At 64.2% G+C, this 19,245-nt stretch carries 19 protein-coding genes and 1 tRNA gene; 11 read left to right on the top strand and 9 right to left on the bottom strand.

The window, feature by feature from the left end:
• Window positions 1-64: 64 nt before the first annotated feature.
• The 4 genes from OUZ30_RS03195 to OUZ30_RS03180 form a co-directional block, all read right to left on the bottom strand.
• Window positions 65-550 (bottom strand): hypothetical protein, encoded by a 486-nt coding sequence (locus OUZ30_RS03195; RefSeq protein WP_266180728.1) that lies wholly within the window; start codon window positions 548-550, stop codon window positions 65-67.
• Window positions 551-644: 94 nt separating this feature from the next.
• Complete coding sequence (gene rimK / locus OUZ30_RS03190; RefSeq protein WP_266180727.1) at window positions 645-1,553, bottom strand: 30S ribosomal protein S6--L-glutamate ligase; 909 nt, start codon at window positions 1,551-1,553, stop codon at window positions 645-647.
• A complete protein-coding gene (locus OUZ30_RS03185; protein ID WP_266180726.1) occupies window positions 1,550-2,005 on the bottom strand; it encodes an ATP-dependent zinc protease family protein in 456 nt (151 codons plus the stop codon). Before OUZ30_RS03185 ends, rimK begins: the two co-directional genes overlap by 4 nt.
• A 57-nt stretch (window positions 2,006-2,062) precedes the next feature.
• A tRNA-Gly gene (locus tag OUZ30_RS03180) sits at window positions 2,063-2,136 on the bottom strand.
• Window positions 2,137-2,378: 242 nt separating this feature from the next.
• Here OUZ30_RS03180 and OUZ30_RS03175 point away from each other — a divergent pair.
• From OUZ30_RS03175 to OUZ30_RS03155, 5 genes are all read left to right on the top strand, one after another.
• Window positions 2,379-4,571 (top strand): DUF6600 domain-containing protein, encoded by a 2,193-nt coding sequence (locus OUZ30_RS03175; RefSeq protein WP_266180725.1) that lies wholly within the window; start codon window positions 2,379-2,381, stop codon window positions 4,569-4,571.
• Between the two features lie 81 nt (window positions 4,572-4,652).
• The gene (gene thiS / locus OUZ30_RS03170; RefSeq protein WP_266180724.1) at window positions 4,653-4,853 is read left to right on the top strand and encodes a sulfur carrier protein ThiS; all 201 of its coding nucleotides are present in this window, start codon (window positions 4,653-4,655) and stop codon (window positions 4,851-4,853) included.
• A gap of 59 nt (window positions 4,854-4,912) precedes the next feature.
• A complete protein-coding gene (locus tag OUZ30_RS03165) occupies window positions 4,913-5,713 on the top strand; it encodes a thiazole synthase (RefSeq protein ID WP_266180723.1) in 801 nt (266 codons plus the stop codon).
• A 133-nt stretch (window positions 5,714-5,846) separates the two neighbouring features.
• Window positions 5,847-6,554, top strand: coding sequence for a tRNA (guanosine(46)-N7)-methyltransferase TrmB (gene trmB, locus OUZ30_RS03160; protein ID WP_425601472.1), 708 nt, complete (start codon window positions 5,847-5,849; stop codon window positions 6,552-6,554).
• A gap of 336 nt (window positions 6,555-6,890) precedes the next feature.
• Entirely contained in the window at window positions 6,891-8,708 is a 1,818-nt protein-coding gene (locus OUZ30_RS03155) for an SLC13 family permease (protein WP_266183084.1), read from the top strand.
• Window positions 8,709-8,724: 16 nt separating this feature from the next.
• Here OUZ30_RS03155 and OUZ30_RS03150 read toward each other — a convergent pair whose 3' ends face one another.
• Window positions 8,725-9,069 (bottom strand): Rieske (2Fe-2S) protein, encoded by a 345-nt coding sequence (locus OUZ30_RS03150; protein ID WP_266180721.1) that lies wholly within the window; start codon window positions 9,067-9,069, stop codon window positions 8,725-8,727.
• Window positions 9,070-9,147: 78 nt separating this feature from the next.
• Here OUZ30_RS03150 and OUZ30_RS03145 point away from each other — a divergent pair, with 78 nt between their 5' ends.
• The 3 genes from OUZ30_RS03145 to yedA all read left to right on the top strand — a co-directional run bounded on the left by OUZ30_RS03145 (window position 9,148) and on the right by yedA (window position 11,519).
• Window positions 9,148-9,417, top strand: coding sequence for a hypothetical protein (locus OUZ30_RS03145; RefSeq protein WP_266180720.1), 270 nt, complete (start codon window positions 9,148-9,150; stop codon window positions 9,415-9,417).
• A gap of 158 nt (window positions 9,418-9,575) precedes the next feature.
• Window positions 9,576-10,472, top strand: a complete 897-nt coding sequence (locus OUZ30_RS03140; RefSeq protein WP_266180719.1) for a methylated-DNA--[protein]-cysteine S-methyltransferase — start codon at window positions 9,576-9,578, stop codon at window positions 10,470-10,472.
• A 123-nt stretch (window positions 10,473-10,595) separates the two neighbouring features.
• On the top strand, window positions 10,596-11,519 hold the full coding sequence (gene yedA, locus OUZ30_RS03135; protein ID WP_266180718.1) for a drug/metabolite exporter YedA: 924 nt from the start codon (window positions 10,596-10,598) through the stop codon (window positions 11,517-11,519).
• Between the two features lie 181 nt (window positions 11,520-11,700).
• On the opposite strand, the gene OUZ30_RS03130 is transcribed toward yedA, so the two are convergent.
• From OUZ30_RS03130 to OUZ30_RS03115, 4 genes are all read right to left on the bottom strand, one after another.
• Complete coding sequence (locus OUZ30_RS03130) at window positions 11,701-13,017, bottom strand: ABC transporter permease (protein ID WP_266180717.1); 1,317 nt, start codon at window positions 13,015-13,017, stop codon at window positions 11,701-11,703.
• Window positions 13,018-13,027: 10 nt separating this feature from the next.
• The gene (locus OUZ30_RS03125) at window positions 13,028-14,194 is read right to left on the bottom strand and encodes an ABC transporter permease (protein ID WP_266180716.1); all 1,167 of its coding nucleotides are present in this window, start codon (window positions 14,192-14,194) and stop codon (window positions 13,028-13,030) included.
• A gap of 10 nt (window positions 14,195-14,204) precedes the next feature.
• Window positions 14,205-14,891, bottom strand: coding sequence for an ABC transporter ATP-binding protein (locus OUZ30_RS03120; protein WP_266180715.1), 687 nt, complete (start codon window positions 14,889-14,891; stop codon window positions 14,205-14,207).
• Between the two features lie 76 nt (window positions 14,892-14,967).
• Window positions 14,968-16,215 (bottom strand): efflux RND transporter periplasmic adaptor subunit, encoded by a 1,248-nt coding sequence (locus tag OUZ30_RS03115; protein WP_266180714.1) that lies wholly within the window; start codon window positions 16,213-16,215, stop codon window positions 14,968-14,970.
• Window positions 16,216-16,447: 232 nt separating this feature from the next.
• On the opposite strand from OUZ30_RS03115, the gene OUZ30_RS03110 reads away from it, so the two are divergent.
• The 3 genes from OUZ30_RS03110 (at window position 16,448) to OUZ30_RS03100 (ending at window position 19,210) form a co-directional block, all read left to right on the top strand.
• Window positions 16,448-17,134: a fumarylacetoacetate hydrolase family protein gene (locus OUZ30_RS03110; protein ID WP_266180713.1), complete on the top strand. Its 687-nt coding sequence runs from the start codon at window positions 16,448-16,450 to the stop codon at window positions 17,132-17,134.
• 96 nt (window positions 17,135-17,230) lie between these two features.
• Window positions 17,231-17,641 (top strand): large-conductance mechanosensitive channel protein MscL, encoded by a 411-nt coding sequence (mscL, locus tag OUZ30_RS03105; RefSeq protein WP_266180712.1) that lies wholly within the window; start codon window positions 17,231-17,233, stop codon window positions 17,639-17,641.
• 129 nt (window positions 17,642-17,770) lie between these two features.
• On the top strand, window positions 17,771-19,210 hold the full coding sequence (locus OUZ30_RS03100) for a M20/M25/M40 family metallo-hydrolase (RefSeq protein ID WP_266180711.1): 1,440 nt from the start codon (window positions 17,771-17,773) through the stop codon (window positions 19,208-19,210).
• Window positions 19,211-19,245 lie beyond the last annotated feature (35 nt).

Genomic DNA, 19,245 nt, shown 5'->3' with positions numbered 1-19,245 from the left:
CCAGTTTCCGTGCGAACGAACGGGCCGCTTCGCCCGCGGCGCATCGAAGGAACCCGAGCAGCAGTCAGTGCGAAGGCCGCGGATTCATGGTGTGCAACATGTCGTCCTTCATTTTGATGGTGTCGCGCCTGTCACTCTCTATGTCGCTGTATTTGCGGCAGGTCGTCTTGGGAATGAGCGTGCCCAACGCAGGCGCCCGCTCGCACACTTCGCGATCGCCATCGCGACGGGTCAGGATCGCATTGACTTCGGACTGATCGTTATAAAGCTGAATCTTCGAAGGCGCGTCCATCGCATCTACGCTGCCGAACTTGTCGAAAAGCGCCTGCATTTGTGCAAGATCTTTCTCGACCGTGCCGTGCTCGCCCACGTCGACGAATTCGAACCGGCCACCGGGCGCCATCTGTTCACGAACGTCATTCGCCACGCTGGCGAACTGATCCTTCGTATCCGCCTTGACGTTGGGCGATGGCGGCTTTGCCTGAAGACATGCCATGGGCGCCATGGCCAGCGTGACCGCCACGAGGAACGATGAAAGCTTGAGCTTCATGCCGACCTCCCTGGTCCTGCCGCATCCCAGCGCGGGACACGCCCTGCAGGAGGGGCAAATGCTATGCCTGCCCCGCCCTCGGGTCAAAAGCCGGCTAGCGACGCCGCGCCGAGCTAGCCGATGCCTGAAGCGATCCTTCGGTTTCGAGCAGGCCAATGATGGCAGCAGCCACATTCACGCCGGTGGCCGCCTCGATGCCTTCCAGGCCGGGCGATGCGTTCACTTCCAGAATGAGCGGGCCACGCTTGGAGCGCAGCATGTCGACGCCTGCGACCCCCAACCCCAGGGCCGAAGCGGCCTTCACCGCGATGCGGCGCTCTTCCGGGCTCAGCGTGGCCGGGCTGGCCGTGCCGCCGCGATGCAGGTTGGCGCGAAACTCGCCGGGGCTGGCATCGCGCTGCATGGCGGCCACGACTTTCTTGCCCACCACGAAGCAACGCAGATCGCTGCCCTTGGCTTCGGCAATGAACTCCTGCACGAGAAAGTTGGCGTAAAGGCCACGAAAGGCCTCGATCACGCTTTGCGAGGCGCTGCGTTTTTCCGCCAGTACGACGCCGGTGCCCTGGCTGCCTTCGTTGAGCTTGATCACGTGCGGCGGCTCGCCGAGCATGGCGAGCACATCGGCGGTGTCGTCCGGGTTATCACCGAACACCGTAGCAGGCATGTCCAGACCCTGGGCGGCGAGAATCTGCAGGCAGCGCAGCTTGTCGCGCGCACGCAGCACCGCATCGGAGGAATTGGGTGAGTACACGCCCATCATTTCCAGCTGGCGCAATACGGCGGTGCCGTAGAACGTGCTGGTGACGCCGATGCGCGGAATCACCGCGTCAATGCCCTTGAGCGCCTTGCCCTTGTAGCGAATCGACATGTTGCCCGGCGCAATGCGCACGTAGCAGCGCAACGGATCGAGAACGCGCACGACATGGCCACGATCGCGCGCCACTTCGATTAGACGCTGGGTCGAATAGAGTCGGGTGTTGCGGGAGAGAATAGCGATCTTCATGAAACACCCGTGGCCACGCCCCAGATCGGTCGTGGCTGTGTATAGGAAAGGGCAGGATCGACCGCGAAGCGGCCGTCCAATGCCGTGCGGCCCAGCAACATGGGAAACAACATATGCCGCCGATCAGTCAAATTGATGTCGACTGCAAAGCGCTGCCCCGCCACCATGACGTCGGTGCGAATGAACCAACGCAAGGTTCGCCTGCCACCGGTGTCCGTCACAGCACGACGATCCAGCGCTGGCGTTTCGCAAGACACGCCGACCCGATGACGACCACCGACGTTCACCGCAAAACGCAGCCAGGTTTCACCGTCGCGCTCGAAACTTTCCAGCGCATCCACATGCAGCGAACTACTGCGTGCGCCGGTATCCAGCTTGGCCTTTAGCAGGGGGATGCCGAGTTCCGGCAACGCCAGACGCTCCCGCCAGCCGAGGGTGATCACATCCGCCATTATCAGCGCACGCCGCAGGGTTTACGTGAAAGGAAGCTCGGTGGGGATCGAGAGCAGTGGAGCGGGTGAAGGGAATCGAACCCTCGTCAGTAGCTTGGGAAGCTACAGCTCTACCATTGAGCTACACCCGCAGGGTTCGGCGATGGTAACCCGGGACTGCGTGATTTTGGAACCGCCAGCTACAGCCGAACGCGGCATGAACCGGACATGGCGGCCCGCTGAATCAGTTATGGCGATGACCCCGGCAAGTCCTTGCCGATAGGTAATCAACCGTCAGCATAATGTGTCCGTCAGCGTCCGCTGGTTCTTGCGCGTTTTAGGGACGGTGAAATCTGCTCGCGACCTGGTCGCGCCCTACCCTTCGGAGAACTCGATGCGCGTGTTTCCTGCTTCCCTGACGTCGCCGAGGGGCTGGCGATGGCTGGCGGCGGCTTTGCTGATCTGCGTCGGCGGCCTCGCACTGGCCCAGGCACAAGCACCGGACGACGACAGTGCGGCCGACCCGCCTTCGCGCGTGGCGCGCCTGTCCTATCGAACCGGCGATGTCGGCTTGTTGCCGGCTGGTACCAAGGACTGGGGCGACGCCAGCCTCAACCGCCCACTGACGACCGGCGACCGCCTTTCCACCGGGAAAGACGCCCGCGCCGAGTTGGAACTGGGTGGCGGCACGCTGCGCATCGCGGACGATTCGGACTTCGGCTTTCTCACGCTCAATGATCAGCGGACCCAGGTGGAACTCACCCAGGGCACGTTGAATCTCTCCGTGCACGGCCTGGCCGAGGGCCAGAGTTACGAGATCGATACACCTACCGTCGCGCTCGTGGTGGATCAGCCTGGCAGCTTCCGCGTCGACATCGGCGACGACGGCAAATCGACGCGCATCATCGACTTCGATGGCCGGGCCGTGGTGTACGGGGAAGGCAATGCGCAGCGCAATGTCGTCGGGGGGCGCAGCTACGAGTTCGCCGACTCCTCGCTCAACAACGTGGTGATCAGCGATACCGACGGCGGTGACGACTTCGACGCCTGGAGCAACAGCCGCGACCAGCGTTACTCACAGCAACAATCGCAGTCGGACCGCTACGTCTCGGACGAAGTCGTCGGCGCCCAGGACCTGAACCAATACGGCAACTGGCAGGCCGACCCCGACTACGGACAGGTCTGGTACCCGTCCAACGTGGCGGTGGGCTGGGCACCGTATCGCGATGGCCATTGGGCCTATATCGCGCCCTGGGGCTGGACCTGGGTGGACGATTCGCCGTGGGGCTTCGCACCGTACCACTACGGCCGCTGGGCCTATGTGCGCGGCAACTGGGGCTGGGTCCCTGGCCCCGTGAGGGAGCGGCCGGTCTATGCGCCGGCGCTGGTCGCCTTTGTCGGCGGCGCATCGATCGGCGTTGGCGGCGCCCCCGTGGGCTGGTTCCCGCTGGGCCCGCATGAGGTCTACAACCCCTGGTATCACGCCAGCCGCGGCTATTACACCAACGTCAATGTCACCAACATCTACGAGCGCAACGGCCGCAGCGTGGTGATGGGAAACATCAACAATCACTACAACTATTTCCGCGATGGCCGACCGATGCCGAATGAGCGCTTCGTCAACCGCGAAGCGCCGCATGCCTTTACCGCCATGTCCGGCCAGGACTTCGCGGCCGCCCGCAATGCACAGCACCACATGATGGCCATGGACCCGCAACACTTCGCCGGGGCCCCGGTCATGCCGCGCGGCGCTGGCGTGCGGCCAGGGCAGGCGAGCTTTGCTCCGCCACGTGCAGCGGCAGGCCGAGCTTTGCCGGCAGGAGGCTTCGAGCGTGAAGTAGTGGCTCGCAACGCCCCGGCCGCGACCTTTGCAGGGCGCGCTCCGAACACCGTTCCGGCGGGAGAGCGGCACGCTTTCCAGGGTCCGACCAATGTTCGACTTCTGAATGGGCAGCCCCAGGGCAGCCGTCCGGCGGCTGCGGTGGCACCAAACCGTTCCGCCGAGATGCCGACGGCGGGCCCGTCCGTGCCGCCAGGCTCCTATGGCGGGCACGCGCCCAGCGCGCGCCAGGCGGTCGTGCAGGACAACGAGCGTGCCGCCATGCGCCCCGGTGAAATGCCGTCCGTGCGGTTCGCGCACTCGCGGGAGGAAATGCCCACGATCGAACGCGCCACGCCAGGCAATCAACCGCGCCCGGGCGTGAGCTACATCCCCAGCGCCGAGTCCGATCGTGCACGCACCCAGCCATCACCGGCTACGCTGCCGAACGTGCCACGCGTCGAGCGCGCTCCTGTGAGCCAGGAGAACGAGCCACGCTACCAGCGGGAAAACGCGGCCCAGCGACCGGAGTTCCAGCAACCGCGCAACGTTCCGCAGCCACAGAGCGCCGAACCTCAACAGCGGACGTTCCAGCCCCAGCAGCGCGGCAATGAAGCACCGCAGCGTGTTTACGAGCCGCCGCGAGGCAACCCGGCCCCACAGCCACAGCCGCAGCCACGACCGGCCCAAAACGCTGGCCAGCCGCATGAGCAGCCGCACAGCCAGCCCCACCACGACGACCGCCGCAAGGACGATCAACACAATTGACGCCTGTCTCGCGCGTCTTACCAAGGCCCGGCAATCGCCGGGCCTTTTTTGTGGCATGCCGGTAGCCGCTACAATAGGCGGATGCAAATCACGCTCAACGGCAGTCCACGCGACTGCGCTCCCACCACGACGGTCGCCCAGTTGCTGCAGGAGGCCGGTTACGGTGCCCGCCGGGTCGCTGTGGAAGTGAATCACGAGATTGTTCCGCGCAGCCTGCATATCAGCCACGCGCTGGTCGAAGGCGACCAAGTCGAAATCGTTCACGCCATCGGCGGCGGTTGATCCGGCGCCAGCCCCCTGGCGGCGCCGTCGTGGCGTTGCCCGCAGACCAAGACATCACGATGAACATCAAGACGTTCGATTCCGCCGATCCTCTCGTCATTGCCGGCAAAAGCTATGGCTCGCGCCTGCTCACCGGCACCGGCAAGTACAAGGATTTCGACGAAACCCGCCGCGCCACGCAGGCCGCCGGCGCCGAGATCGTCACCTTGGCGATCCGTCGCGTGAACATCGGCCAGGATGCCAGCCAGCCCAATCTGCTGGACGCACTGCCGCCCGCGGAATTCACCCTGCTGCCCAATACCGCTGGCTGCTACAACGCGGTGGACGCCGTGCGCACCTGCAAGCTTGCCCGCGAACTGCTGGATGGCCACAAGCTGGTGAAACTGGAAGTGCTTGGCGACCAGCGCACGCTGTTCCCCGACGTGGTGGAAACGCTCAAGGCAGCCGAGACCCTGGTAGCTGACGGTTTCGACGTGATGGTTTACACCAGCGACGATCCGATCCTGGCCAAGCGCCTCGAGGAGATCGGCTGCGTGGCGGTAATGCCACTAGCCGCGCCAATCGGCTCGGGCTTGGGCATCCAGAACCGCTACAACCTGCTGGAAATCATCGAGAACGCCAAGGTGCCAATCATCGTCGATGCCGGCGTGGGCACCGCCTCCGACGCAGCGATCGCGATGGAGCTGGGTTGCGACGGCGTGTTGATGAATACCGCCATTGCCGGCGCCAGGGACCCGCTGCTGATGGCGCATGCCATGAAGCTGGCGATTCAGGCCGGCCGCGCCGCCTTCAAGGCCGGGCGCATCCCGCGCAAGCGCTTCGCCTCGGCCTCCTCGCCGATCGACGGCACCATCGGCTGATGCCTTACCCCTTCCCCTGCTCGCAGGGGGGAAGCTTGGAGGGGGTGGGGCTCTTCAAGCCTCAAGGCAAAAGTCCCCTCCCCTCCCCTTCCCTGCTCGCAGGGAAGGGAGCCCCGACGCTTTCGGAATGTCCATGACCCACGACCACGACGACGCCAGCAAACCCGAGTACCTGCGCCGCATCCGCAGCTTCGTGCTGCGCGAAGGCCGCATGACACCGGCCCAGCAGCGCGCCTTCGATGACCATTGGGCTCGCTACGGCGTGGACTACACCGGCGCGCCGCAGGACTATGCCACTCGTTTTCGCCGTACTGCGCCGCTGGTGCTGGAGATCGGCTTTGGCAACGGCGAGGCCCTGGCCTGGGCCAGCGAGCACGACCTGGCGCGCGATTTCATCGGCGTGGAAGTGCATGGCCCCGGCGTGGGCAGGCTGATGAACGCGCTGGCCGCCCGTGACGCCAGCAACGTACGCCTCTACAAGCACGACGCCGTGGAAGTGCTTGAGCACGAGATTCCAGCCGGCACGCTGGCCGAGGCGCGCATCTGGTTTCCCGACCCCTGGCACAAGAAGCGCCACAACAAGCGCCGCATCATCCAACCCGAGTTCGTCGCCCTGCTCGCATCGCGCATGGCGCCCCATGGCCTGCTGCACCTGGCAACCGACTGGCAGCCGTATGCCGAGCACATGCTGGAAGTGATGGAAGCCGCGCCGGACTGGCGCAATGACATCGGTGCAGGCCTTTATGGCGATAAACCGGCCTGGCGCATCGAGACCCATTTCGAGCGCCGGGGCCTGAAGCTTGGGCATGGCGTGTGGGATCTGCTTTACCGCAAGGTCTGAGCTGGCTAGATGCTCCCTCTCCCCAGTGGGGAGAGGTCTGGGGTGAGGGGTCACGCTGGCCTCGGTCTTCAATCTCCAGCAGATAGGCTCGTCATTCGCAACCTTATCGCAAGCACCCGCCCCTCACCCTAACCCTCTCCTCAGCGGGGAGAGGGAATAAGAGCAGTGCTTGTTAGTGCGGACGCAGTTCACCAGCACTCATCACGACCCGCTTATACTCGCCCCTCAAACAGGGACGAGTCGTCGCAGCGTGAAGCTTCCACTGCCCAGCACCATCCATCGCAAGGCCGCCCGGCAAGGGGACGCCCGCTAGTGGGTCTTTCGCTCACCCCCGAAATGATTCTGGTACTCGGGCTGGTGGGCTTCACCATGCTGATGCTGGTGCTGGAATGGATCCGCGCCGACATGGTGGCCCTGCTGGTCGTGGTGGTGATCGGCCTCACCGGCCTGATTCCTTCTGACCGCGTCTTCAATGGCTTTGCCGGTAACGCCGTCATAGCGATCATCGCGATCATGATCATGGGCGCAGGCCTGGACCGCGCCGGCGTGCTCACGCTCACCGCCAGCTTCGTGATGCGCATGGCGCGCGGCGTGGAATCGCGCCTGGGCCTGGTCATCAACCTCGTCACCAGCCTGTTCAGCGCAGTCATTCCCAGCCAGGCACTGGCCGCGCTGATGATCCCGGTGACCAGTCGCCTCTCCGCGCGCACCGGTGTGCCGCTTTCACGGCTGTTGCTGCCCATGGCGTTTTGCATCCTCGCCGCCACCAACACCACGCTGATCGCGAACTCGCCCTTGATCGTGCTCAACGATCTGGTGGCCAGTGCCAACGCCAACCTGCCGGCGGGCGCACACACGATTCCCAAGTTCGGCCTGTTCAGCGTCACGCCCGTGGGTCTGGTGCTGGCGCTGACGGGCGTCGGCTTCTTCTATTTCTTCGGCAAGAAGCTTTTGCCCGAACGCGAGGACGAGCGCCTCAAGGTCACGCCCGGCCGTACCGAAAGCTACTTTGCCGACACCTACGGTATTGTCGGCGAAACCGCCGAATTGACCGTGACCGCGGAAAGCCCGCTGGTAGGCATGAGTATCGGCGAAGTCGAGCAGCTCTACGGCGCGCCGCTGATCCTCGCCATCAAGAGCGGCAATGATGCGCGCATGGCGCCGCCAGCAGATCACGTCATCTGGGTCGGCTCCGTGCTCGGGGTGCTGGGGCCACGCGAACAGCTCAATCAGTTCGCCAATAATCAGCTGTGCAAGCTGTCGCCGCGCATGCGCCAACTGGGTGAGCTGTTCAACCCCACCCGCGCGGGCATTTCCGAAGCGGTGATTCCGCCCAGTTCGCGCTTCCTCAAGCAATCCGTCGGCGACCTGCGCCTGCGCAAACGCTACGGCATCTCGGTGCTGGCCGTGAATCGCGGCGACCAGGTCTATCGCGACGACGTGCGCTCGGTAAGCCTGCGCGCAGGCGACACGTTAGTGCTGCACTCAAGCTGGCGCGATCTCGGCCTGGCGACCGAGGACAAAGACCTCGTCGTAGTCACCGACATCCCGAAGGAAGAACAGCGCCCGGGCAAGGTCTGGCAGGCGGTAGGCTTCTTCGTGCTGGCCAAATGCCTGGCCTTGTTCACCCACCTCGATCTTTCCGTGGCCATGATGACCGGTGCCGTCGGCATGCTGCTCACCGGCGTGTTGAACATGGATGAGGCGTACAAGGCGATCAACTGGAAGACGATCTTCGTCACCGCCTGCCTGATTCCGCTGGGCTGGTCGATGGACGCCACCGGCGCGGCTGCGTGGCTGGCACAGGTCGTGCTGCAGCACCTGGGCCATACCTCGCACTGGATCCTGCAGGCGTCCTTGGCCGTGCTCACCCTGCTGTTCTCCCAGGTGATGTCCAACGTCGGCGCCACCGTGATGATGGTGCCCATTGCCATCAGCGTGGCGGTCGCCACCGGCGGCAACCCGTCGGCGTACGCCTTGATCGTTGCGGTGTCTTCGTCCAATACCTTCCTGCTCAGTTCCGGCCACCCAGCCCTGATGATGGTGGCCGGCCCCGGTGGTTATCGCGCGAAGGATTTCCTGCGTGTCGGGCTGCCGCTCACTGCGATGGTGCTCGTGATCACCTTGGTGGCGATCAACTTGATGTACCACTGATCGCAGCGACCACGCTTCAACCTTCGAGATAAACCTCACCGTCGTCGATCCGCAACGCTACGGCGCGAAGATGCTCACCGCGACATGGGCCACCCACGCAAAGGCCGTCGCTTTCGTTGAACGAGGCGCCGTGGGCGGCGCAGATCAGTAGATTGTCCTTGATGAGGAATTTGCCGGGCGCCCAGTCCAAACGTCGGCCGGCATGCGGGCAGATATTGAGATAAGCACGCACCGCGTCATCGCGACGCAGCACGATCACGTTTTCCTCGCCGTCACGCAGTACGGCGTCGACGGCAATCGCGCCGCCATTGGGAATATCGTCCAGTCGGCAAAGCGCCTGGTCGGGGGTAGCTGCATCCATCGGCACTTGCCTCTTCGGCCCTAAGGCCCCATCGTTACGCCTGTAAGTCCTTGATTTTACCACACGGATTTTTAACACATGCGCTTTTCGATGCCCATGCCACGTCGCTCCCGTCACCCGCTCGTTCGCGCCCTGTCGCTTATCGTTGGGTTGGCCCTCGTCGGCGTGCTGATGCTGTTCGGCTTGGTCGTTGCGGGTGTGCTGCTGATTGGCGGCAGCCTGGTGTTCGCTTTGCGCCACTGGTCCCGTAGCCGCTCGACGGCATCCGTGGCGGGTCGCCCGCACCAGCCCGAGATCATCGAGGGCGAATTCGTGGTGCTGAACCATACTCGCCACGCGGTGCGCTGAGCACCATCGATCCTGCTTCAACGGCGATGTTTGATGGAACGGGCGCGCGCCATGCGATTGCCCGGGGGTTTCAGCCCATCGCTGTCCTGCGCAAGATCCGGATGGTCATCGGCCCCGGCCGCGACTAGCCTGAGGCCAGTCGTTTCACGGATGTCGCCATGACTGCACGCAGCGCCACCGATACCGCCCTGGAACATGTCCGCTCATTGGTGGAGCGGGCCGATGAAGCGCCCACCCTGCAGGCGCTGGCCGACGCGGCCAGGCTCAGTCCCACGCATTTGCAGCGCGCCTTTCGGCGACGCTACGGCATGAGTCCCGCCGAATATCACCGTGCGCGTCGCTTCGACCAGCTCAAGGCAGCGCTGCGCACGGGGGCTGCAGTGACGGACGCGGTCTATGACGCCGGTTTCGGTTCGGGCAGTCGCGTCTATGAGCATAGCGACCGCCTGCTCGGCATGACCCCGGCCAGCTATCGCGCCGGTGGCGCGGGCGCGGATATCCGCTACACCACCACAGATACGCCGCTGGGCCGCTTGCTGGTAGCCACCACGGCGCGGGGCATCTGCTCCGTCACGCTCGGTGACGACGACGCCGAACTGAATGCGCGTCTCGCCGCGGAATTCCCGCAAGCCACGCGCCAGCGCGTCGACGCCGGCCGCGAGGAATGGCTGGACGCGGTCATTGGGCGCATTGCCAGCGACCTGGGCTGGAACGATGCCGAAGCGCCCGCACTACCGCCGCTCGATGTCGCCGCTACAGCCTTTCAATGGCGCGTGTGGGAGGCATTGACGCGCATACCCAGCGGCACCACCAAGAGCTACGGTGAACTTGCCGCCGAGCTGGGCATGCCCAAGGCGGCGCGCGCCATCGGCCGCGCCTGTGGCAGCAATCGCCTCGCCTTGATCGTGCCGTGTCACCGCATCGTGCGCGAGGATGGCTCGCTGGGCGGCTGGCGCTGGGGGGTGGAGCGAAAGCGCGAACTGTTGGCGAGCGAACAACGGGACGAGAACCCTCACGCGCGGCGTTCAACCGCCGCGTCATCGGCAGCGGCTTGAGCGGATCTCAAATCAGCCTTGTATAGGTCTCGCTTCTGCCCGCGCCTCGACCGGAATATGTTGTGAGGCCTGTAGACTATGGCGAGCATCCAGCCCCGCGATGCCTCCTCACGCTCCCTGCCCATGACCGACTCCGCCACGACATCCGCCGCCGCCGCGGCGCCTGCCCCTGTTGCCGACGCGCACGTTTTCGTGCCGCTGGCGCTGTTTGCGCTGTACATCATCTGGGGCTCGACCTACCTCGGCATCCGTTACGCGCTGGAGAGCTACCCGCCCTTCCTGTTGGCGGGCATCCGTTTTCTCGGTGCGGGCGTCGCGCTGTTTGCTTTCCTTCGCCTGCGCGGCATGCAAGCACCGACACTGCATCAATGGCGCAATGCGGCCTTTACGGGCGTACTGCTGCTTGGCTTCGGCAACGGACTGGTTTGCTTCGCCGAGCAGCGCGTGAGCTCGGGCATTGCCGCCGTGGCGGTGGCGAGCATGCCGCTGTTTGCCGCGATGTTCGCCGGCATGTATGGCGAATGGCCCTCGCGCCGTGAAACGGTCGGCCTGGTGATCGGCTTCGTCGGCGTGATCGTACTGAACCTCGGCAGCGCTCTCTCCGGCTCGCGCATCGGCGCTATCGCCTTGCTCGTCGCCGCGATGAGCTGGGCTTTCGGTTCGGTCTGGAGCCGTCGTCAGGACATGCCGAGCGGCCCCATGAACACCGCCGCGCAAATGCTATGCGCCAGCGTGGCGCTGCTGCTGGTAGGTTTTGGCAGCGGTGAACACCTGCCGGCGCATCCCACCGTGCGCGCTACCGCCGCCGTGGTTTATCTCGCCGTATTCGGCTCGATCATCGCATTCAGCGCCTATCTCTATGTACTCAAGCACGCGCGACCCGCGCTGGCCACCAGCTATGCCTACGTAAACCCACCGGTCGCGGTGCTGTTCGGCGTGATGCTGGCAGGGGAACATGTCGGCCCCTCGGACCTGGTCGGCATGGCAATCATTCTGTTTGGCGTGGGTGCGATCACGTTGGCCAGGCAACGACGCGTCACCCGCTGAACCGCCTCTTCCGGCCGCTTGACTACCTTCGGCTTGCCGCAACGGTAGTCCCAAGTCGAACATCGGCCGAACCTTGATCGGGGATACCCGTGAACGCGACGAACCAAGGTTTGCAGCCCGTGTCGCGCGGCGTGGTCGTCGCAGAAAAGGCGCGCAGGCAAACACCCGCGCGCCCTGTCCATCACAGTTCCCGCAGTGCCGTGGTCACCGGCAAGCGCGCCGCCCGAACCGCTGGAAACACGCCACCGATAAAGCCGATGGCCAGCGCCCACTTCAGGCCGGTCCAGAGCAAGGCCGGCGAGACCTTCAGTTCGAAGCTGAGCTTGCCCACGGTGCCCGCCGCCAAGGTCGACGCGCTGTAGCCATTGAAGATCAGCCATGCGAGCAAACCGCCGAGCAGACCGCCAAGCAGCGCAAGCAGCATGGTTTCCAGCATGACGGCGACCACCACCGGCAGCCCGGGGAAACCGATGGCACGCAGTGTCGCAATCTCCCTGGCACGTGCCGCCACGGCAGCAAACATGGTGTTGAGCGCACCGAACATCGCGCCGATCGCCATGATCAGGCCTACCGTGATGCCGACAATGCGGATGACCTTGGTCATGCCTTCCGATTGTTTGCTGAAGTAGTCGAGCGTGGTGTTCACGTCCACTTTCAATTGCGGATTGCCATCGAGCTCGGCCTTGAACGCGTCGTAAGCCTTGGGATCAGTCAACCGCACCGTCACCGACGCGCGGCTGCTGCCGCGCCTATAGGTATCCGCCACCACGCTGGCATCGCCCCATACTTCCGAGTCCATCGCATCGCCGGAAGAGAACACGCCCACCACGGTCCATTGCTGGCTGCCCAAGTGGATCGTATGGCCAGGTTCCAGACCCGCGAACTCCTTCGCCGCGCCCTTGCCTACGACCAGCTCACGCATGCCCGGCTGGAAGTTGCATCCTTCCACGATCTTCACATTCGGACGCACCGCCCACGCCTGCTCACCCACGCCGCGCAGCTGCACGCTGCCTTCGTCATCCGCGGTGCCACCCTTGAGCGGAAGGTTCGCCGCGACGACCAGTTCGGGCGAAGCGATCGGCTGCCCTTTGGCGTCTCTTGCGATACCGGGCGCCTGTGGAATCAACGTCACGCTGTCGTGATCGAGTACGGACATCACTTCGGCGGCGGACGAGCCGCGCATCACGATGGCGGTATCGTCGCTACCGGTCTTGCGCAGCGTCTCGGCATAGCCCTCGCCCATCGCGAGCAAGGCGACCAGTACGCCGACGACACCGGCAATGCCGATCACGATCACGGCGGATGAACCCATGCGCTGACCCAGCGTACTGATGCCTACGCCGGCCACGGAGGCCGCCTGCTGCCCGCGTCGGGTAAACAGCATCCACCCAGCGAACAGCAGCGCAAGGGCTACCACGCCGTACCAGGGCAGCATCACCCAAATAACCATCACGGCGACCACCAGGAGCAACAGCAGCAAATTCGTCAATGCACCCATGTCGTTCTCCTTAGCGTCCAGCCAGTGCATCGACAATATTGAGGCGCATGGCGCGCAGCGCCGGCAACGCACCCACGAGCAGACCGATCAGTATCATCAAGACGATACCGAGCACCCAGCTGCTCGCGCTAACGGCACCAAGATTCAGCATGCCGCCGCTACCCGCACTGAGCACCGGAATAATCAACGTCGCCAGCCCAAGTCCGATGCTGCCACCCAGCAGCAGCAACAGCACCGATTCGGCCAGCACCATCGCCAACACGCTGTGACTGGAAAATCCAATAGTCTTGAGCACGGCGAGCTCACTCGTTCGCTCGCGTACCGCCTGCATCATGGTGTTGCCCGACAGCAGCAACAGGGTGAAGAACACGGCGCCCATGATGGACCCGACGATCAGGCCAATATCGGCCAGCTGTTTCATCCAGTTTGCGGTAGCCGCCTGCTCGGTCTGCGTACGCGTCTCGTGATCGGAATTCGCCGAGATGGCGTCGATCGCCTTGGCCACGCGATCCGCCTGGTTTACGTCGGCAACGCGCGTTACGTACCAGCCGACGGTGCCACGATTGAAAGGCGTGGTCTCATCGAAATACTTCCAATGCAGCAGGAACAGCTGATCGTAGAAGCCGCCTGCCTTCTTGTCCTTGGAGTGCATGATGCCGACGATGTCGAACGTCCAGTTCTTGCTGCCTTCGCGATTGGGGAAAATGGTCGACTGCAACGGGATCTTGTCGCCAACTTTCCAGTTGAAGCGCTTGGCCAGTTTTTCGCCCACCAGCACCCCGGTTCGCGTCTCGTCGAAGGCCTTGCGCTCGGCGGCGCTCACTTCGATTTCCGGATACAGGTCGATGTAGTTGGGCTCGACGGCGAAGCTGAAGACCTGGTTATGCGGGTCCTGATAGGCACCGCCGAACCAGTTGGCATAGGTCACCATCTTCACGCCCGGCACCTGTGAAATCTGCGCTTCCAACGACTGCGGCAAGGTCTGGATAAACGACAACTTGGAGCCCGTCTGCAGGCGCTGCGCACCGTTCGCACTCTGGCCCGCCTGGTTGAACGAGGTACGCACCGCATCGAGCATGCCGAACAACAGGAACGCGGCGATGATCGAAACCAGCGTAAGTATCGTACGGGCTTTGCGCCGAAACAGCGCAGCCCAGATGAGATGAAGATATTTCATCGCCGTCTCCTCACGCCACGGCCTGTTCGACCAGCGTGCCCTTGTCCAGATGCAGGGTGTGATTGGCGTACTCCGCGGCCTTGGGGTCGTGGGTGACCATCAGGATGGTCTTGCCGTGTTCGCGATTGAGCAGACGCAGCAGGCCCAGTACTTCTTCTGCGGACTGGCGATCAAGATCACCGGTTGGCTCGTCGCAAACGAGCAAGGTGGGGTCGGAAACAATCGCGCGCGCAATCGCCACACGCTGCTGCTGACCACCGGACAACTCGCTGGGCTTGTGCGTCGCGCGGTCATCCAGCCCGACCAGCTGCAGCGCGATGGACGCATTCTTGCGGCGCTGCGCACTGGAGAGCTTCGTCAACAGTAACGGTAGTTCGACATTGCGCTGGGCCGAGAGCATCGGCATGAGGTTGTAAAACTGGAACACGAAGCCGACATGCGACGCACGCCACTTGGCGAGAGATCCGCCACTGAGCTGGTCGAGCCGTTGTCCGGCTACGGTGATGCTGCCGCCCGTCGGCGTATCCAGGCCACCGATGAGATTGAGCAAGGTGGTCTTGCCGGAGCCCGACGGCCCCATCAAGGCGAGGAAATCGCCCTCGGCAATGTCCAGGGTGATGTGGTGCAGCACTTCGACTTTCTGCTTGCCGCGTTCGTACACCTTGGAAAGGTCGCGGGTTTCGATCAACGTGCCCATGCTTATGCTCCCTATGCGAATACGTAGCATCGCGAGCTGCGATGCGCTCAGTCATACGCTGCGGCCTGGTGCCCGCTCAGTCCTTCGGTTTGCCGGTTGCGACTACTCGCATACCGTCTTTCAACGCTACGGGCGGCGATACCACCACCGTGTCGCCCACCTGCACGCCGGCAGGCAGCAGGCGCAGGTCGCCCTGGCTCGATGCTGCTGGCGTGACGGTACGCTGCTGCGCGACCTCACCACTTACGACGAATACCACCGCATGTCCATCGCGCTGCGTGATGGCCGCCGCCGGCACCAGTGCGCCTTGTGGCGCTTGTGCCGCCGGATGTTCCTGCTTCTGTTCCAGGAACGACACGCGCACGCCCATATCCGGAACGATGCGCGCGTCTTTTTGCTCCAGTGCTACACGCACCTTCACGGTGGCCTTGCCCCGATCGGCCGCCGGCACGATAGCGATCACGTGCGCCGGAATCTTCCAGTCCGGGTAAGCATCCAGCACCGCTTCGGCAGGCATGTTCGGCTTCACGCGACCGATATACGCTTCGTTGACGTCCACGTCGACTTCCAGCGAATCCATGTCGACAATGGTGCCCACGCCGGTGCGGGTGAAGCCGCCGCCGGCGGAGAACGGCGATATGATTTCGCCCACCTGGGCGTCCTTGGTGGTGATGACGCCATCGAACGGCGCGCGGATCACGCAGTAGTCGAAATTGACGCGGGCCTCGACCACCTGGGCATCCGCTGAAGCGGCCTGCCGCTGTTGGGACACCAGCTGCGCGCGGGTCGTATCGACCAGGGTGCGTGCCTGTTCCGCCGCCTGCGCCGCCACCAATCCCTTGGTGACCAGCGACTCCTGGCGCTCCGCATCCTTCACGTTCTGCGCGAGCTGCGCCTGGAATTGCGCCACCAGCGCATGCGCAGCAGCGGCCTGGGTGCGCGCGGCCTCCAGCGCTGCCTTGTATTGGGCGTCGTCGAGACGCGCCACGATCTGTCCCAGCTTGACGTGGTCGCCCTCTTCGATCAGCACGTGGGTCAGCGTACCGGTGATCTGGGCTGACACCGTCGCCTGGCGGCGTGCCGTGACATAACCGGTGGCTTGCAGCACCGCGCCAGCGCCGGCATTCGATGCGGGCGACTGTGCCACGGCGGTTTGCACCTCGATCGGGTGCCGACCGACGAGCCACCAACCGCCGAGTCCGAGCACCAACAACGCGACGAGGGCAACGGCGATGATCCACGGCCAACGACCCGATCCCTGGCCATGCTCTTCGCGCTGATGCTTCTCGATGCGCAGTTCCTTCAAAAGATCCGTATTCGCCACTAGTGCTCCCCGCCGGCTGTTGCCGGTTGATCAATGTGCAAACCATGATGCAGCGGCCGCTCTTCAGCCAGGGCGCGCCATCAGGCATTGACGATGACAGCTGTCACACGCGGCCTGCCGCCGCCGTGTAACCCCGCCGTTTGTACTCGCAAGTCCCGCCGGAGAAAAGCTGACGTGAAGCTTGCCTCCTTACTGGGAGCAAACCAGCCTGAACTGCTAATCTTGCGTGGCCATGTCATACGCCATCACCCCCCCCACGATTCCGAGCCTGCCGATCCTTGGCAGCGACCAGCGTTTCCCGGTCCGCCGGGTGTTCTGCATCGGCCGCAACTATGCCGAACACGCCCGAGAAATGGGCGCGACCGTGGACAAGGACACGCCGATGTTCTTCTGCAAGCCGGCCGACGCCATCGTCGCCGACGGTGCGGACGTGCCTTACCCGCAGGCCACCCAGGACCTCCATCATGAGGTGGAAATGGTGGTCGCGCTTGGTGCTGGAGGCCGGGATATTCCGCTGGAGCGCGCCGCCTCGCTGATCTGGGGCTATGGCGTCGGGCTGGACCTCACCCGCCGCGACCTGCAGGCCATCGCCAAGGCCAAGAGCCATCCGTGGGATGTGGCCAAGGGCTTCGATCACTCCGCGCCGGTATCTGCCTTGCGGCCGGCCGGCCAGGTCTCCTTGAGCGACGACACCAGCGTAAGCCTGAGCATCAACGGCCAGCAGCGCCAGCAGGGCCGGCTCGGCGACATGGTGCATGGCGTGGCCGAGATCATCGCCATCCTGTCGACCTTGTTCGAATTGAAGGCCGGCGACCTGATCTTCACCGGCACACCGGCTGGCGTGGCCGCGCTGCAGCGCGGTGATCGTTTCCACGCCGAAGTCGCAGGCGTGGCCACGCTGGACGGCCAGGTCGTCTGAATCGCCCACGTGCTTGCCGGGCGCCATTCTGTCGCGCCCGGCCCGTGCTGCGTTAGAGTTCCCTTGCCATCCGCGGCCTTAGCGAGGGAGTGAAGCATGAGCATGCTGAAAGAGTTCAAAGAATTCGCCATGCGCGGCAACGTCATCGACCTCGCCGTCGGCGTGGTGATCGGCGGCGCGTTCGGCAAGATCGTGACGTCACTGGTCGATCAGATCGTGATGCCACCGATCGGCGCGCTCACGGGCGGCATCGACTTCTCCGACATGAAGTGGGTGCTCAAGCCGGCCGATAACAGCAACCCGGCTCACAAGGTGGCCGAAGTCGCCATCGGCTATGGCGCCTTCATCAATACGCTGATCCAGTTCATCATCATCGCGTTCGCCATCTTCCTGCTGGTCAAGGCGATCAACCGGCTCACCCGCCGCCAGGAAGCCGCACCGGCACCTCCGGCACCGGATGTGGTACTGCTCACCGAGATCCGCGATCTGCTCAAGACCAGGCAGTAGCGCTTCCGGCCAAGTGCAGCGACCCGCCGTTGGTGCGGTCGCTGCGTGTTTTGGCATCAACATGACTTCTGGCCTAAGCGCGCCGGGGCGGGCACGCGATAATCGCGGTTTCCGCCCGAGGAGTTACCCATGCGCCGCCTGCCGCTCACCCTGCTTGCCGCCAGCCTGATCCTGGCGGTTGGCACTGCCAGTGCCGCCAGCCCGACCACCATCCCAGCAGCAGCCGTAAAGGCGGCCGAACAGCTGCGCGACAAGGCGATGAACGACAACACCAGCTATCAGATCGTCGAGTCATTGACGACGGAAGTCGGCCCTCGTCTCGCCGGCAGCCCGACAGACCAGCGTGGCCGCGAATGGGCCATCGCCAAGTTCAAAGCCCTCGGTTTCGACAAGGTCTACACCGAGCAGGTCACCTATCCGCTGTGGGAACGTCGCAGCGAACACGCGGAAATCGTCGCTCCGTTCCCGCAGCCGCTGGCCCTGATCGCGCTGGGCTATTCGTCCGGCACGCCCAAGGGTGGGCTCACGGCCGACGTGGTGAGATTCGACAGCCTCGATGCGCTGAAGAAGGCTGACCCGGCCAGCGTGAAGGGCAAGATCGTTTACGTCGACGCCCGCATGGAGCGTCACAAGGACGGCCAGGATTACGGCATGGGTTCGGCCATCCGTGTGGGCGGCCCGGTGATCGCCTCGAAGATGGGCGCCGCTGCGTTCCTGCTGCGCTCGGCCGGCACCGATGCCCACAGTCGAACGCCACATACCGGCGTGACGGGCTTCAAGGATCCGAAGGAAGCCATCCCCGCGGCCGCCCTCTCCAATCCCGATGCCGACCAGCTCACGCGCGTGCTGGCCTATGGCAAGCCGGTCAGCATCAAGCTGGACCTCGATTGCGGCATCACTGGCACCTATACGGGCGCCAACGTGATCGGCGAGTTCACCGGCAAGAAGCATCCGGACCAGATCGTCGCGATCGGCGGCCATCTTGATTCGTGGGATCCGGGCACAGGTGCCATCGACGACGGTGCCGGTGTCGCCATTGCCATGGCCGCGGCCAAGTTGATCGGCGACATGCCGCAGCGCCCAGACCGCACCATCCGCGTCATCGCCTTCGCCAACGAAGAGATGGGGCTGTGGGGCGGTAAAGCCTATGCGGAAAAGCACGCTGCCGATGTCGCCAAGTTCCAGCTGGGCACCGAATCGGATTTCGGCGCACGCAAGGTATGGCGCATGAGTGCCAGCGTGAAGCCCGAAGCCCGCGGCGCCATCGAGCAGATGGCCCAGGTGCTGGCGCCGATCGGCGTGGCCTATGACGCCAAGATGGCGGGGGGTGGCGGCTCCGATCTGTCGCAGATGCATGCCAAGGGCATGGCCGCTCTCAGCTTGACCCAGGACGGCACGGACTACTTCGACTTCCACCACACCGCCAACGACACGCTCGACAAGATCGACCCGAAGGAGCTGGCGCAGAACGTCGCAGTCTATGCCGCCTTCTCGTATATGGCGGCACAGGCGAACGGTGACTTCGGCTCGGCAGCGGGCGCCTTCGCCAAGGATGGCGCGGAAGACTGATCCACCATCATCAGCGAGCAACAAAAAGGGCGGCC

Source organism: Dyella humicola, from assembly GCF_026283945.1.
GTDB lineage: Bacteria > Pseudomonadota > Gammaproteobacteria > Xanthomonadales > Rhodanobacteraceae > Dyella > Dyella humicola.
Note: the sequence above shows the minus strand (reverse complement) of the source record. Positions and strands in the feature narration are given on the sequence as shown.

Coding starts and splice junctions, on each gene's coding strand:
- OUZ30_RS03195 (WP_266180728.1), bottom strand. CDS start 550: ATGAAGCTCAAGCTTTCATCGTTCCTCGTGGCGGTCACGCTGGCCATG.
- rimK (WP_266180727.1), bottom strand. CDS start 1,553: ATGAAGATCGCTATTCTCTCCCGCAACACCCGACTCTATTCGACCCAG.
- OUZ30_RS03185 (WP_266180726.1), bottom strand. CDS start 2,005: ATGGCGGATGTGATCACCCTCGGCTGGCGGGAGCGTCTGGCGTTGCCG.
- OUZ30_RS03175 (WP_266180725.1), top strand. CDS start 2,379: ATGCGCGTGTTTCCTGCTTCCCTGACGTCGCCGAGGGGCTGGCGATGG.
- thiS (WP_266180724.1), top strand. CDS start 4,653: ATGCAAATCACGCTCAACGGCAGTCCACGCGACTGCGCTCCCACCACG.
- OUZ30_RS03165 (WP_266180723.1), top strand. CDS start 4,913: ATGAACATCAAGACGTTCGATTCCGCCGATCCTCTCGTCATTGCCGGC.
- trmB (WP_425601472.1), top strand. CDS start 5,847: ATGACCCACGACCACGACGACGCCAGCAAACCCGAGTACCTGCGCCGC.
- OUZ30_RS03155 (WP_266183084.1), top strand. CDS start 6,891: ATGATTCTGGTACTCGGGCTGGTGGGCTTCACCATGCTGATGCTGGTG.
- OUZ30_RS03150 (WP_266180721.1), bottom strand. CDS start 9,069: ATGGATGCAGCTACCCCCGACCAGGCGCTTTGCCGACTGGACGATATT.
- OUZ30_RS03145 (WP_266180720.1), top strand. CDS start 9,148: ATGCGCTTTTCGATGCCCATGCCACGTCGCTCCCGTCACCCGCTCGTT.
- OUZ30_RS03140 (WP_266180719.1), top strand. CDS start 9,576: ATGACTGCACGCAGCGCCACCGATACCGCCCTGGAACATGTCCGCTCA.
- yedA (WP_266180718.1), top strand. CDS start 10,596: ATGACCGACTCCGCCACGACATCCGCCGCCGCCGCGGCGCCTGCCCCT.
- OUZ30_RS03130 (WP_266180717.1), bottom strand. CDS start 13,017: ATGGGTGCATTGACGAATTTGCTGCTGTTGCTCCTGGTGGTCGCCGTG.
- OUZ30_RS03125 (WP_266180716.1), bottom strand. CDS start 14,194: ATGAAATATCTTCATCTCATCTGGGCTGCGCTGTTTCGGCGCAAAGCC.
- OUZ30_RS03120 (WP_266180715.1), bottom strand. CDS start 14,891: ATGGGCACGTTGATCGAAACCCGCGACCTTTCCAAGGTGTACGAACGC.
- OUZ30_RS03110 (WP_266180713.1), top strand. CDS start 16,448: ATGTCATACGCCATCACCCCCCCCACGATTCCGAGCCTGCCGATCCTT.
- mscL (WP_266180712.1), top strand. CDS start 17,231: ATGAGCATGCTGAAAGAGTTCAAAGAATTCGCCATGCGCGGCAACGTC.
- OUZ30_RS03100 (WP_266180711.1), top strand. CDS start 17,771: ATGCGCCGCCTGCCGCTCACCCTGCTTGCCGCCAGCCTGATCCTGGCG.